The sequence below is a fragment of the Bradyrhizobium sp. Ash2021 genome (assembly GCF_031202265.1).
Taxonomy (GTDB): domain Bacteria; phylum Pseudomonadota; class Alphaproteobacteria; order Rhizobiales; family Xanthobacteraceae; genus Bradyrhizobium.
On sequence record NZ_CP100604.1, the window covers coordinates 7,840,501 to 7,854,331 of the forward strand.

15 protein-coding genes and 1 pseudogene are annotated in these 13,831 nt (G+C 63.3%); 10 read left to right on the plus strand and 6 right to left on the minus strand.

Going from position 1 to position 13,831, the window contains the following annotated elements; all coding sequences use genetic code 11:
• Nucleotides 1–36 precede the first annotated feature (36 nt).
• A complete protein-coding gene (locus tag NL528_RS37770; protein ID WP_309179428.1) occupies nt 37–1,827 on the minus strand; it encodes a peptide ABC transporter substrate-binding protein in 1,791 nt (596 codons plus the stop codon).
• 385 nt (nt 1,828–2,212) lie between these two features.
• Between NL528_RS37770 and NL528_RS37775 the strand changes: the two genes are divergently transcribed.
• The 7 genes from NL528_RS37775 (at nt 2,213) to NL528_RS37805 (ending at nt 7,690) form a co-directional block, all read left to right on the plus strand.
• On the plus strand, nt 2,213–2,482 hold the full coding sequence (locus NL528_RS37775; protein ID WP_309179429.1) for a hypothetical protein: 270 nt from the start codon (nt 2,213–2,215) through the stop codon (nt 2,480–2,482).
• 188 nt (nt 2,483–2,670) lie between these two features.
• Entirely contained in the window at nt 2,671–3,915 is a 1,245-nt protein-coding gene (locus NL528_RS37780) for an amino acid ABC transporter substrate-binding protein (protein WP_309179430.1), read from the plus strand.
• A 136-nt stretch (nt 3,916–4,051) separates the two neighbouring features.
• Entirely contained in the window at nt 4,052–4,924 is an 873-nt protein-coding gene (locus tag NL528_RS37785) for a branched-chain amino acid ABC transporter permease (RefSeq protein WP_309185174.1), read from the plus strand.
• Nucleotides 4,921–5,880 carry a branched-chain amino acid ABC transporter permease gene (locus NL528_RS37790; RefSeq protein WP_309179431.1) on the plus strand — a complete coding sequence of 320 codons (960 nt, stop codon included), beginning with the start codon at nt 4,921–4,923 and terminating at the stop codon, nt 5,878–5,880. Before NL528_RS37785 ends, NL528_RS37790 begins: the two co-directional genes overlap by 4 nt.
• Nucleotides 5,877–6,623, plus strand: a complete 747-nt coding sequence (locus NL528_RS37795) for an ABC transporter ATP-binding protein (protein ID WP_074273514.1) — start codon at nt 5,877–5,879, stop codon at nt 6,621–6,623. Before NL528_RS37790 ends, NL528_RS37795 begins: the two co-directional genes overlap by 4 nt.
• Complete coding sequence (locus tag NL528_RS37800; RefSeq protein ID WP_309179432.1) at nt 6,613–7,350, plus strand: ABC transporter ATP-binding protein; 738 nt, start codon at nt 6,613–6,615, stop codon at nt 7,348–7,350. Before NL528_RS37795 ends, NL528_RS37800 begins: the two co-directional genes overlap by 11 nt.
• A 211-nt stretch (nt 7,351–7,561) precedes the next feature.
• Complete coding sequence (locus NL528_RS37805; RefSeq protein ID WP_309179433.1) at nt 7,562–7,690, plus strand: hypothetical protein; 129 nt, start codon at nt 7,562–7,564, stop codon at nt 7,688–7,690.
• Nucleotides 7,691–7,767: 77 nt separating this feature from the next.
• Here the strand turns inward: NL528_RS37805 and NL528_RS37810 are convergent, their stop codons facing one another.
• Nucleotides 7,768–8,331 (minus strand): LysR family transcriptional regulator, encoded by a 564-nt coding sequence (locus NL528_RS37810; RefSeq protein WP_309179434.1) that lies wholly within the window; start codon nt 8,329–8,331, stop codon nt 7,768–7,770.
• 217 nt (nt 8,332–8,548) lie between these two features.
• On the opposite strand from NL528_RS37810, the gene NL528_RS37815 reads away from it, so the two are divergent.
• Nucleotides 8,549–8,932 (plus strand): nuclear transport factor 2 family protein, encoded by a 384-nt coding sequence (locus tag NL528_RS37815; protein WP_309179435.1) that lies wholly within the window; start codon nt 8,549–8,551, stop codon nt 8,930–8,932.
• 22 nt (nt 8,933–8,954) lie between these two features.
• Nucleotides 8,955–9,452, plus strand: a complete 498-nt coding sequence (locus NL528_RS37820) for an L-2-amino-thiazoline-4-carboxylic acid hydrolase (protein WP_309179436.1) — start codon at nt 8,955–8,957, stop codon at nt 9,450–9,452.
• Between the two features lie 31 nt (nt 9,453–9,483).
• Here the strand turns inward: NL528_RS37820 and NL528_RS37825 are convergent, their stop codons facing one another.
• Nucleotides 9,484–10,215, minus strand: a complete 732-nt coding sequence (locus NL528_RS37825) for a gamma-glutamylcyclotransferase (RefSeq protein ID WP_309179437.1) — start codon at nt 10,213–10,215, stop codon at nt 9,484–9,486.
• A 187-nt stretch (nt 10,216–10,402) separates the two neighbouring features.
• On the opposite strand from NL528_RS37825, the pseudogene NL528_RS37830 reads away from it, so the two are divergent.
• Nucleotides 10,403–11,996 (plus strand): annotated as a pseudogene (locus tag NL528_RS37830) (gamma-glutamyltransferase).
• A 16-nt stretch (nt 11,997–12,012) separates the two neighbouring features.
• Here NL528_RS37830 and NL528_RS37835 read toward each other — a convergent pair.
• The 3 genes from NL528_RS37835 to NL528_RS37845 all read right to left on the minus strand — a co-directional run bounded on the left by NL528_RS37835 (nt 12,013) and on the right by NL528_RS37845 (nt 13,787).
• Nucleotides 12,013–12,330: a hypothetical protein gene (locus tag NL528_RS37835; RefSeq protein WP_309179438.1), complete on the minus strand. Its 318-nt coding sequence runs from the start codon at nt 12,328–12,330 to the stop codon at nt 12,013–12,015.
• A 91-nt stretch (nt 12,331–12,421) separates the two neighbouring features.
• Complete coding sequence (locus NL528_RS37840; protein ID WP_309179439.1) at nt 12,422–13,333, minus strand: FAD:protein FMN transferase; 912 nt, start codon at nt 13,331–13,333, stop codon at nt 12,422–12,424.
• Nucleotides 13,314–13,787: an FMN-binding protein gene (locus NL528_RS37845; protein ID WP_309179440.1), complete on the minus strand. Its 474-nt coding sequence runs from the start codon at nt 13,785–13,787 to the stop codon at nt 13,314–13,316. The genes NL528_RS37840 and NL528_RS37845 overlap by 20 nt, the downstream gene beginning before the upstream one ends.
• Nucleotides 13,788–13,831: the final 44 nt, after the last annotated feature.

Genomic DNA, 13,831 nt, shown 5'->3' on the forward strand with positions numbered 1-13,831 from the left:
TTCAGATCGTTAGCATCGTAAATCTCACATCAGGCCTCACGTTTCCCGGTACCAGCTCGCGAGCTGATACAGATCGTTGTCCCAGCCGGTCAAATACGCGATCAACTTGCCGCTCAGGGCCGAGACCTTCGGTCGGCGCAGCAAGGGCAGAATGTAATTGTCGCCGACGACGAGATCATTAAGCTTGATGAACATCGCCGCCCGCTTCACCGGATCGAGTTCCTGTTCGGCCTGTTTGTAGACCTCGTCATATTCCTTGCTTTGCCAGCGGGAGACATTGCGTCCCTGCCACTTGTTCTCCTTGGTCGCCGCCTGCCACGACGTGTACTGGTTCATGAAAAGCTGCGGGTCCGGTTGCGTCATGGTGGTATTGTACATCTGCGCGTCGCAATAGAAATGCGGGTAGGTATCGGGGTTGGCGGTGTCGGAGGAGAAAAACACCGATGCCACGACCGACTTCAACTCGATCTCGATACCCGCCTTCTGACACGCCTGCTTGACGATGGCCTGGGTCTTCTGCCGCGGCGCATTGATTGACGTCTGGTACGCGAACTTCAGCGATTTGCCGTCCTTGGCGCGAACGCCATCCGTACCCTTCTTCCAGCCGGCGGCCTCGAGAATCGCGTTGGCTTTCTCGATGTTGAATTCGAGTTTGGTGTTTTTCGACCGGACGCGTTCGGGAGCGTTCAGGAAATTTGCGGTGGCGGATGCGGTGCGGCCGTAGATGTATTTTTCGATCGAGGCGCGATCGATCAGGAGATTGATGGCCTGACGCACCGCCGGGTCGCTGAACAGCGGATGTTTGGTCTTCAGACTCGCACGCTCGCCGTCGACCTCGACCGCCGGATCGGTCGCGTTGAGCATGATGAACTCGACCGCGCCTGTCTCATCGATTCTCACCTTGCCTTTGCCGGCACTTTCCAGCTTGGTCAGGATTTCGTCTTCCACCAGCATGTTCCAGGCATAATCATATTCGCCGGTCTGCAGCACCGCGCGTGCCGCCGACACCGCGTCGCCGCCGCCCTTGACTTCCACCGTATCGAAATGCGGCCGGTTCGGAACGTGGTAATTGGGATTGAGCTTGGCGCGGAGCATGTCGCCCGGCTTGAAATCGACGAACATGTAGGCGCCGGTGCCCACCGGCTTCAAATTGGCCGGCGCGTCGCGCGATTTGCCGCCGATGTAATCCGCGAACAAATGTTTCGGGATGATCATGCCGGCCGTGCCGACAAAGGCATCGGCCCAGAACGGCATCGGCTTTGCAAACTTCACGCGAACGGTGAAATCGTCGACCTTATCGACCGTGATATCCTTGTAGCTGGCGATCGAGACCGCCGCGGTCTCAGGGTTACGCGCATATTCCCAGTTGAATACGACGTCATCCGCGGTGAACGGCATGCCGTCATGCCATTTGACGCCGCGTTTCAGTTTCCAGACCACCGAGAGGCCGTCTTCGGCCAATCCGTCATTTTCCTTGCTCGGAATTTCGGCGGCCAGGAACGGAACCAGATTGCCATCATTGTCCCATCCGGCCAGCGGCTCGTAGAAGATCCGGGAGCCTTCCTGGTCCTTGGTGCCGACGGCGAAATGCGGGTTGAGCAGGGTCACGGCCTGCCAATACAAAAGTCTAAGAAGGCCGCCGCCGCCGGCCTTGGTTGGCTTGTACGGGACCGCAGTCGCGGCCATCGCCACCCCGGAATGGCTCAGCATCATGCTGGCCATTGGCGCCGTCAGGCCGACGGCGATCATTTTTTGGACAAAGGCCCGCCGCGGCAGCTGGCCGGTCTTGACGTCTGCAATCAGATCTCGAAGTTCCCGCTCTTGCATCGGTTCGGCTCCTCGCTGGTGCTGAATTCCCACCCTTCGATGCCTCTGCCGTCGCAGAGGCCCAGAGCGACCGGAAATGGATCAGGTTAGCACCCCCCTGTCAAAGCAGGATCCGGGCCACGCTTCGCCCTGGCGGGCTACGCGTGGCGCAGCCACGCTGAGACTGCCAGGGCGAAGCGTGTCCGGCGAAGCTTGAGCGCAGCGAAAGCGAAGACGGACTGGAGCCGTCCCCCACGGGCTACGCGTGGCGCAGCCACCCTGAGATTGCCAGCGCGGAGCATGTCCGGCGCAGCGAGAGCGAAGACGGATCAGGAACGGCCCCGCCGGCAATCCTCAACTAGCGGTCGTCTCCCGACGGCGGTAGGCTACCGGCTATCGCGAACTGGTGACCGCGCTCTATTTGCGCGACGATCCGCATCTCGAGGACGACGTCGTGTTCGGCTCGTCGGGCGACCTCGCCGTCGACATCCAGCCGAACGATCCCGCTTGCCCGATCAAGGGGCTGCCGAGCATCCGCTTCGACATGCGGCTGTCACGCGAGAGCGCGGTCGACAAGATCAGCGGACGCGTCGGCGCCGACCCGTCCGCGATCCTGAAACCGGCGGCCGGGACCGGGAACGGGCATTCGCCCGCGTCGGCGCCAGCGGCGAGCTAGGGCTGCGGACTTGACGTTCGCATCAGCTTCGCCGCAAGCGATTCGCACAAACGTTAAGCGCCGACGACCGCACCCGAGACTTATTGTGGCTTGTGGCCGGGCGCGCTTTCGTCCTAACTTTCCGTCCGCGACAATCGGAGCACAGAATCCGAACGCGGGCAGGCAACAAAAACACTTGGGGAGGATCGATGAAACGCAGGACATTTCTCGGCGGAACGATCGCCGCCGCGGTGGTCGGACGGACCTCGGGCGTTGTCGCCGAGCAGCCGCCGGTCAAGATCGGCATGAGCATGGCGCAAACCGGCGGCCTTGCGGGCGGCGGCAAGGCTTCGCAGCTTGGCATCGATATCTGGCGTGACGACGTGAACGCCAAGGGTGGCCTGCTCGGCCGCAAGGTCGAACTGATCGTCTATGACGACAAGTCGAGCGCTTCCGAGACCCCGGCGATCTACTCGAAGCTTCTGGATGTCGACAAGGTCGATCTGCTGTTCGCGCCCTACGCGACGGTGCCGACGGCGCCGCTCATGCCGCTCGTCAAGCAGCGCGGCCTGTTGCTGATGGGCAACTTCTCGTTTCAGGTGAACAGCAAGGTCGGCCACGACATGTGGTTCAACAATGCGCCCTGGGGACCGGCCGACAGCTGGGCGGCGGCGTTCCTTGATCTCGGCCAGAAGGCCGGCGGCAAGACCATGGCGCTTCTCGCCGCGGACCAGGAATTCGCCCAGAATCTGGCGGTGACCGCGAAGGCGGTCGCAAAGAAGCTCAACATGTCTGTCGTCTTCGACCAGTCCTATCCGCCAAACACCGTGGAATTCTCCGGCATTCTCCGTGCGCTCAACGCCGCGAAGCCTGACATCGTCTATGTCGCGTCCTATCCGCCGGACTCGGCCGGCATTTTGCGCGCCGTGAACGAGATCGGGGTCGGGGACAACGTCAAGATCTTCGGCGGGGGTATGGTCGGCCTGCAATTCGCGGCCGTGATGGAGAATCTGGGTTCGCTGCTCAACGGCGTCGTCAATTACAACACGTGGCTGCCGGAACCGAACATGTACTTCGACGGCACCAAGGCATTCTTCGATGCCTATACGCCACGCGCCAAGGAAGCGAAGGTCGATCCGCTTGGCTACTATCTGGCGCCGTTTGGCTACGCCTCGGGTCAACTCGTCGAGCAGGCCATCAAGGCCGTAGGGTCGCTCGACCAGAAGGCGATCGCAAAATATCTGCACGCCAACGAGGTCAAGACCATCGTCGGTCCGATCGCGTTTTCGGCGGACGGCGAGCGCAAGGAAACCGCGACGCTGATGGCGCAGTTCCGCGGCGTCAAGGACAAGAACGTTGAGCAGTTCCGCAGCCCGGGCAAGCAGGTGATCCTGTTCCCGGAGAGATTGAAGTCCGGCGAGCTCGTCACGCCATTTGAGGCCGCCCGGACGTAACCTCGCGACTTTCTCTGTGGATCACACTGCCGGCCATGATCGGGGCAAATGCGCCCCGGTCAGGGCGATGGAATAACCGGACGGCGCGACCTGCGGGAAGCGGCGACCGGTTCAAGGGGGATCTTACTTGTTTTCAATGGCCCTGCTGCTCGATGCGGTGGTTATCGGCGTGCTGCTCGGCTGCTTTTACGCAGCCGTCAGCCTCGGGCTGTCGGTCTCGTTCGGCCTGCTCGACGTGCCGCACGTCGCGCATCCGGCCTTTCTGGTCATGGCGTCCTACGCCGTGTTCTTCCTCAACGATCGCTTTGACATCGACCCGCTGCTGGCGGGGCTGATGATCACGCCGCTGCTGTTCCTGTTCGGTCTTGTCGCCTACCGGCTGTATTACGAGACATTCGAAAAGCGCGGCAGCGACGCCGGGGTGCGCGGGATCGCGTTCTTCTTCGGCGTCGCCTTCATCATCGAAGTGCTGATCATCCTGCAATTCGGCGTCGACCAGCGCTCGGTCACCGCGACCTATATCGGCAAGGCCTGGCGGATCGGCGATATGCGGATTCCACTCCGGTTGCTCGTGGCGTTCGCGGTCGCCGCCGGGCTGACGATCCTGCTGTCGCTGTACCTGTCCAAAACATTCATGGGCCGCGCGATTCGCGCGGTCGCGCAGGACCAGGAGGCGCTGCGGCTGATGGGCGCCAACCCGGTCAAGATCAAGCAATGGGCGTTCGGCATTGCCACCGCCGTGCTCGGGATCGCCGGCGCCCTCTTGATTATCGTCGCTCCCGTCGATCCGATCCTCGACCGCGCCTATATCGGGCGGACATTCTGCGTGGTGGTCATGGCCGGGCTCGGCAGCATGACCGGCACGCTGATCGCCGCCATCATCCTCGGCGTCGTCGAAACCATCGTGCTGACCTTGTTCGGCGCCTCCTGGGCGCCGGCGATTTCGTTCGCCATGCTGCTCGGCGTTCTCGCCATCCGGCCGCAGGGCCTGTTCGGCAGGCGGTCATGAATCGCAACAGCATCGCTTTCTGGATCGGGGCGGCGCTTTTTCTCGTCGTCGTCGCGCTGTTGCCGCAACTCATCCGCAACGAATATCCCTTCTTTGCCGCCTATGTGATCCTCCAGTTCATCGTGCTCTCCGTGGCATGGAGCATCCTCGGCGGCTATGCCGGTTACGTGAATTTCGGCACCAGCGCGTTTTTCGGCGTCGGCGTCTACACCGCCGTATTCCTGTTCAAGGCGACGGGGGCGCCGCTCGCGGTGCAGATCGCCGCCGCCGCCGCCGTCGGCGCATTGCTCGGATTCGCAGTGGGCCTTTTGACCTTGCGCATGCAGGGCATCTTCTTTTCGATCGCGACCATTGCGCTGACCATCGTGATCGAGACCTCGGTGACGAACTGGCGCTTCGTCGGCGGTGCGGCCGGCATCCAGATGCAGCGGCCCGCGGTGATGGCGCCATTCGACAGCTATGTGCAGATGCTGGTTTTCGTTCAGGCGCTGCTGGTGGTGCTGGCAATCGCGATCGCGCGTTACATGCAAAGCTCCTGGATCGGCCGCGGCCTGCAGGCGCTCAAGGACGATGAGCTCGCCGCTGAATGTACGGGCGTGCCGACCCTGCGGCTCAAGGTGCTGGCCTGCGTGATCTCCGGCGCGCTGATGTGCGCGGCCGGAGCGCCCGCGGCAATGTACCTGCAATACGCCGACCCGTCGTCCGCCTTCAATCTCAATTACTCCGTCTCGGTGCTCGCGATGTCGCTGATCGGCGGCACCGCGCATTGGGCCGGCCCGGTGATCGGCGCCATCCTGCTCGGCACGACGCAGCAGCTCCTGACCGTCACCATCTCGTCGGAAGTGAACCTGCTGGTGCTCGGCATCATGCTGGTGGTGTTCGTGGTCGCAGCACCCGAAGGCCTGATCGGCCTGATCCGCAAGGCCAGCCGCAAGCGCGCGGAGCGCGAAGCATGACATCCACTGAACCCGAACTGCCTTTGCTGCGGATCGGCGGGCTGACCAAGCGCTTCGGCGGCTTCACTGCGCTGGACAATGTCAGCGTCGATATTCGCGCCGGCGAGCGCTTCGGCCTGATCGGCCCGAACGGTTCGGGCAAGACGACGCTGATCAACTGCATCTCCGGTGCGTTCCGCACCGAGCCCGGCACCGTGCTGTTCCGCGGCGAGGACATCACGCCGCTGCCGGCGCATATGCGCACCCGCCGCGGCATTGCGCGCAGCTTCCAGATCCCGCGGCCGTTCAAAAGCATGACGGTCGTCGAAAACCTGATGGTGGCGCTCGATTTTGCGACCGTTGCCGGCGGCTTCGTCCCCGCCGCGCATCGGCGCGACACCGTGATGGCGATTTTGGCGCAGACCGGCCTCACGTCCAAGGCCGACCTGCCGACCACCGGGCTCAGCCAGGTGGAATTGCGCAAGATGGAACTCGCCCGCGCGATGGCGACGCACCCGAAGCTGCTGATTTCCGACGAGGCCATGGCGGGCCTCTCCTCTTCGGAAGTCGACGAGGTGCTCGATCTCCTGATCAAACTTGCCGGCGAAGGCATCACCATCATCATGATCGAGCACATCATGCAGGCCGTGATGCGCTTTTCGCAGCGCGTGATGTGCCTCGACGCCGGCCGGATCATTGCGCTCGGGGCGCCGGACGAGGTGATGGCCAATCAGCGGGTGCAGGAGGCCTATCTTGGCACTTAGCCTCGCCATCAACGACCTCGATGCGGGTTACGGCGCCGTGAAGGCGCTGCGCGGCGTCAGTCTCCATGTCGAGGCCGGCGAGACCGTCGCGTTGCTCGGCACCAACGGCAACGGCAAGAGCACGCTGATGAAGTGCATCGCGGGCCTGGTCCGGCCGGGACGCGGAAGCATCTCGCTGACCATCGACGGCAAGCCGCACGATCTGACAAAGCTGTCGCCCGAGGCCATCGTCGATCTCGGCGTGGCGATGGTCCCTGAGGGCCGGCGGTTGTTTCCAAAACTGACCGTGCTGGAAAATCTCATGCTCGGCGCCTTCCGCAAGGCCGCCCGCCGCGACATCGATCGCAACCTTGCGCTCGCCTTCGACACGTTTCCGGCGCTGAAGGAGCGGCAGAGCCAGCTAGCCGGCACCATGTCAGGCGGCCAGCAACAGATGCTCGCGATTGCGCGCGCGCTGATGTCGTCGCCACGGCTGCTGCTGATCGATGAGCCGTCGGTCGGTCTTTCGCCGCTGCTGGTCTCGCAGACCATCGCCAAGATCGGCGAGCTCAACCGGCGCGTCGGCCTGACGGTGCTGATGGCGGAGCAAAACTTCAATCAGGCGATCCGCATCGCCGACCGCGGTTACATCATCGTCCACGGCGAGATCGTCGTCGCGGCCGCTTCGGTCGACGAATTGAAGGGCAACGACATCGTCAAGCGGCTCTATCTCGGCGGGGTGGTGTGAGCGCGGAGCAATGCCGTTGCTGCGCCGCCATATTCGCCCTCCCGGACAGAGCCTGAGCGCAGCCCCTGCCGCCTTCGTTTTCCTCTAACAGACGAAATAACCCGCGCGACCTGGAACCCGCCGGGCCCCGCGGGGATTATCGCAAAGAGAGCATTTGAACCTTTTGCCGATGGCGGAGACCTAGCTAAGAGGGGAACTCCAGGAGGCTGTGATGACCCACTGGCACGATAGTATGGTGGACAGGCCCGAAACGGATGATGCGGTTTACGCGACCGGCTGGACGATTTCCGGCCTCGCGGTGCTCGGGACCATCATCGCGGTCTGGGCCTTCGGGATCTGACGGCGCGGCATGGATTACGTTCCGCTGCACTGCAACCAACCCTGACCCAAAGCGCCGTCATCGGTCGCCGGTGACGGTTACGCCATTTCCTTCAACCGCCTCAAGAGCCTGCGATGTTCGCTACACCCGGCAAGGCCGGGATGCGTCAACAGCACGACGGGCGTTTCCGACCCACCGACACCGGCCAAAACAAGGCGATCGATATGAAGACCGGGGTGGGAGCCGCCGGACACGCGAAGCATGGCATCCAGTTTGCCATTCAGCAGCTCGGCCAGATCGTCGGTTAGTCTCAACTTCACCGCTTCCTTGACCGTTGCGGCCTGACGAAGCTTGCGCACCGTCGAGACGGCCGTTCGCGCGATGTGCGGCGCGATGCCCAAACGCAGCGTTCGCCCCCGTAATGCCGGCGCGGCCGATTCCGTCGCCTTTGAAATAATGTCGAACGCGGAAATGATGGCGGGCAGATAGGCCTCGCCCGCGTCGGTCAGGACCAGGCTGCGCGGCAGACGTCGAAACAGCGCGATCCCGAGCGCGCCCTCGAGCGATTTCACCTGCTGGCTCACGGCCCCCGGCGTTACACAGAGCTCGTCGGCGGCGCGGGTGAAGCTGAGATGGCGAGCCGCCGCCTCGAACGAACGCAAACCATTGAGGGGTGGCAGTCGATGGCTCATGTCGCTCCCGGAATTTTCTCGGCCCTGATCGGCGGAGTGTCATGCATCAGATTTTCTGGGTCAATCGTTCAATTTAAATCGTTTGCGCCTTGCTCGAAGCCCACGATATCGGTGCTTGCGACGCCGCATTGCGCATTTCGAACGCGATGGTCTGCGTCGCAAGCGATCAACCTTGGAGGACCGCTCCATGACCGGCACCGACGACGTCAAGATCATCGAAGGCGTGATCCAGTCCTATCTCGATGGACTTTACGAGAGCGACGCCGGCAAGATCGCCAGCGTATTTCATCCGACCAGCGCCCTGACCAGCGTCACCGACGACGGCGAACTGGTGATCACCCCCCGTGACATCTGGCTGGACAAGGTTCGCGCGAGGCCGTCGCCGAAGCAGCAGGGCCTACCCCGCCACGATCAGGTGCTGACCATCGACCTCGTCAGTCCGACCATGGCCTATGTGAAGCTCAAATGCGCGATCCCGCCGCGCTTCTTCACCGATCAATTGTCGCTGCTGAAGATCGATGGAAGCTGGCAAATCGCGCAAAAGGTTTTCATGACCGAAATGCGGGAATAACCGGCTCCGGGAGGCAATGGCGATGAGCGTACTCGACGACTATCTCGTCGATCCCAATCTGTCGCTGCTCGACAAGACGCGGATCCAGGCCCAGGTCCTGGTGCCGGTGTTGCGGGCGTTGCGTTCGGAACTGGGAAAGGACAAGGCTGACGCCATCGTCAAGCAAGCCTTGCGCGACTGGTCGAAGCAGCTGTTCGCCGCCATCGGCGACGGCATCGCGGGCAGCCCGCGGAAGAAATGGGCGGCCATCCAGGCCGTATTCGGCGAGATCTCCGGCCGGGATGTCGAGGTCGAGATTCTGCGCCACGACAACGAGGCGCTGGATATCGACGTGACGCGCTGCCGTTTCGCCGAATTCTTCCGCGCATTGGGCGAACCCGAACTCGGCGCGCTCTTGATATGCGAAGCCGACTTCGATATTGCGGCAACGGGCGGCAGCGAGGTCAGCCTTACGCGCGAGCAGACGATCATGCAGGGCGCCCCGAGTTGCACCTTCCGCTACCGGTTCGCACCGCGATAACGGCACCTTCACCACCAGGGCTCGGGAGGCGTCAGGCGCCCACGCCCTCATTGACCTGCCCATATAATTGCTCGACATAGCGGTCTTCGATCTCGAGCGCCTGCAACTGTGTCGCCAGTTGCGCGAGGTATTCGCGATTGGTGCCCAAAATGCCCTTGCCGCTGGCAATGATCGCCGCGGTCTCGCCGAGCGGCAGTTCGCCGACATAGCTCGGATGCGAAGGGTTCGCGACAAAGGCGAGCGCCGTGATCGGCCCCTGCGGCGTCGCCATCGGCACCATCGCCGGCGCATAGCCGCCCCGCAGCATCTCGCGCCGCCACAGGATCGCCGACTCCGCAGCCACCGAACCGGCCGCGATCCGGAACGCCAATCCGCGGCAGCACCCGGCTCGCGCTTCCAGCGACAGCATCAGTGCCGGGTATTCCCGCGAACCGCGGCCGAGATCGATCTTCAGGGTGAAGCGGCGCTGATAGCCATCGACGTCGGCCAGCCGGACTTCGGCGAAGTGGAAACCGGGGTCCCACATCAGCGATCCGTAGGAGTAGATCCAGAGATCGTCGGTGCTGCCGTGGTTGCCGAGCAGCGCAAGCCGCGACTCTTCGATGATTTCATCCGACAATCGCCAGTTCGCCGGGAATCCCGCGGCGCGGGCGCGCTTTTCCCACATCGCGAACATCTCCGGCGTAAGGCGCAGCAATGATTTCTCCGGCGGCGTCACCCGGTCGCGAAGGTGCGGCAGATGGATGAAGGCGTCCTGGGTCAAGCAAGGCTCCCGAAAACATCGCTTCTGCGCTTATATCCGGACGTTTCGGGCAACGCGGTAACGATTTGGTTGGCAAAGCTTGCATACCTGCAATCCCTTGCGTCACGGCCCCATCGAATGCCTTTACGAGGCCGCGTCGATTCCCTAGTTTTCGCGCGCCATCTTCAAGCCAGCGAAAGCCCGTACCATGCACGACCTTTTCTCCAACGCCCAGCAGATCCGCAAACCTGCGGTGACCTCCAAAGGCGGCATCGTCGCCGCGCAGTCGCGGAAAGCCGCTGAAGTCGGCGCCGCGGTGCTGGCGGCCGGCGGCGATTGCGTCGATGCCGTGATCGCGACCACATTCGCGCTTGGCGTGCTGGAGCCCTGGATGAGCGGCGTCGGCGGCGGCGGGGCGATGGTGCTCTACCGCGCGCGTGAAAACCGCTTTGAGGTGATCGATTACGGTATGCGCGCGCCGAACAGTCTTCGCACCGCGGATTATCCGCTCACCGGCGACGGTGCGGCCTCCGATCTCTTCCCCTGGCCGCGCGTCAAGGACGACCGCAATCTTCATGGTCCCGGTTCGATCGCGGTGCCCGGCGTGGTTGCTGGCATGGAAGAAGCGCATCGCCGTCACGCAAAACTGTCCTGGAAGGAATTGGTGAGCCCGAGCGTCGGTCTCGCCGATGAAGGCCTGCTGGTGGATTGGTGGACCACGCTGATGATTGCCGGTTCGGCCGCCGACTTGCGGCGTTATCCCGCCAGCGCCGCTGCCTATCTTCACGACGGGCTGCCGCCGGATGCGAAATGGGGCATCAAATCCGAAGTGCGCCTGCCGCAAGAAAAATTGAAAGCAACGATGGCGCATCTCGCAGCCCAGGGCCCGCGCGACTTCTATGAAGGCGATCTGGCGCGCAGCATCTCGGCCGACGTGAGAGCCGGCGGTGGCGCGCTGTCGGTCGAAGACCTCGCGTCCTTCCGCGCCCATGGGCGCGAACCGCTGGTCATTCCCTACCGCGGCGGCAAGGTCTACGCGACGCCGGAATTGACCTGCGGACCGACGCTTTCGCATACGCTGCGCCTGCTGCAGCAAAGCCTGCAGCCGGCACGAAGCGGACCGGACGCCGCGGCCTACAGCGCTTACGCGCTGGCGCTGCAGACGGCCTATCGCGAACGCCTGAAAGACATGGGCGACGCCGACGGCCGCCGCGCGTTGGGCGCCGAGGCGCTGGCGCCAGCCTGCACCACGCATTTTTCGGTGGTCGACCGCGACGGCAACATGGCGGCGGTGACGCAAACCCTGCTGTCGCTGTTCGGCTCCAAATACGTGCTGCCGCAATCCGCCGTGCCCATGAACAACGGCATCATGTGGTTCGATCCGACCCCGGGGTACGCCGAATTCGCTGGCGCCCGGCAAACGCTGCCTGACCAACTACACGCCGGTGCTGGCGCAGGCCGCAGATGGCAGGCGTCTCGCCGTCGGCGCGTCCGGCGGGCGGCGCATCCTGCCGGCGGTGGCGCAGATCCTGTCCTTTGTGATGGATTACGGCATGGACCTCGACGCCGCGATCCATCAGCCGCGCATCGATGCCAGCGAAGGCGCGATCGTGATCGGCGATGTGCGGCTGCCGACACTGATGCGCGAGGCCTTGCGCGCACGCTTCGATTACGAGGAAGCCCGCGCCCAGACCATGCCGATGAAGTTCGCCTGTCCCAGCGTGGTGCTGCGCGACGGCACCACCAACAGCGGCGCCACCGAGCCGGTCCAGCCCTGGGGCGACGCGGTGGCGGAGCACTAACGTTCGCGCGAGGCGCTCATGCCCGCTGGCGCCGTCCCAGAAAAATGTGCAGCGCCAGCAATGCCGGCAATAAAACCCCGAAGGCCAGATGCACCCAGCTCATCCAGGGCCGCACGGCTTCGGATCCCAGATAGTAAAGACCGAACGCCGTCACGATCAGGATCGCGTTCAGCGCGACCATCACCGACCCCATCACGAGATTGTGGCCGCGCCGCCAAGCGCGCAGCACGTGAACGGGGACGAGCGCGCCCAGCAGCAGCAGGGTCACCATGGCGGCGCCGCCGTGCAGCATCAGCAGATAGACCGCGACCTGCTGCCAGGCTTCGCCGTTCACGCCCTCCTTTTGCCAATCGGCCGCAAACCAGCCACCCCCTGACAAAAAAAGTACCGCGACCGCGGCGTAAACGCCGTAGCGAAATTGAGGATTAAGCCGCAAGGGAAACCTGGTCTTTCAGGTCGGAGGAAATCTGGATGTCGCCGTCTGCCAGAACCAATAGCGCGCCTGCGCGATAGTGCTCAAGCAAATCGGCCGCGGAAGTGCCGGCAATCATCACGATTTTGGTCAGCGCATCCGCGATGACGCAGGTTGGCGCGCGCACCGTCGTTCCCTGAATCGCGCAGGCCGGCTCGGACGTGATCGGGTCGATGATCGCCGAATTCGTCGTTTCATCCGATCGAAAGGGATCAAACCGGCGCGCCGATGACGCCAGCGCTTCATTCCTGATGCGAATGCCGCACATGAAGTTTTGCGGATCGACCGGATTGCGAATCGAAACCGCCTGCGGATCCGGGCCGAATGCCGCGAGGTCGCCACCGGCGTTGACCAGGCCGTTGGCAATGCCGAAGCCGCGCAAGGCGTCCAGTGCGCGATCGACCGCAAAACCCTTGGCGATACCGCCGAGATCGATTCCGATCCCGGGACCGGAAAAGCGCACCATTTTATCGCCCAGCAGCTCGACCTGGTGCGCGGTTCGCGCTTGCGGGACGTCCCGCGATCCTTCGTCCGGTCCGGGAAGCAACCCAAGCGCCTGGAGAACCGGGGCAATTGTAATGTCGAACGCGCCGCGCGACCGGAAATGCAGATCGATCGCAATCCGCAAAACCTCGTAGGTCCAGGGGTCGACACTCACGGGATGACTGGAGGCAAATTGGTTGAGCCGGCTGACATCGCTGTCCGGCTCGTGAAAGCTCATCAAGCGATGCACCTTCGCGACCGCCTCGAAGGCGGCCTCGATGCCCGCATTCACATCGGCCCTGCTCGCACCCGACGCCTGGATTTCCACAAACGTGCCGAGCAGCGGCTTGGCGCGACGAATGTTACCGCAATCGATTGCCATAGGCCGACAATACCCGTTTGACGCCTTCGGTGACATGGGTGGACGACAGCGTCGCGCCGGCAATGTTGCGAATGTCGCCGTTGATCTTGAGCGGACTGCCGCTGGTTTTGCCGACAAATTGCGCCAACCAGCTGGCGCTCCGGATCTCGCCGCCGTAGGATTCCCGATACTGCAGGATCTCGACGCTGTGCACGGCCCCCGCCGGCGTCAGCGCGACGGCATAATCGATCAGCAGATGCTTGCCGACGACGCGGTCGAAAATGAAGAATCCGACCGCGCGTCCGCCGGCTTCCGCCTTCCAGACCCGACCCGCCTGGACCTCCGAAAAATTGGTCGCCGATGGAAACGCCTGCTTTTGCGCTTCCGCGATCGAAAGGTACTGCATCGAATAGGCCGGAGATGCGATCGACGCGATCGCCGCAGCCGGCAAGGTATACCGAGCCCATTTCGTCATATTTTCAATTGCCTCCATTGTGGCGTCAGGCTTGATCGAACCTG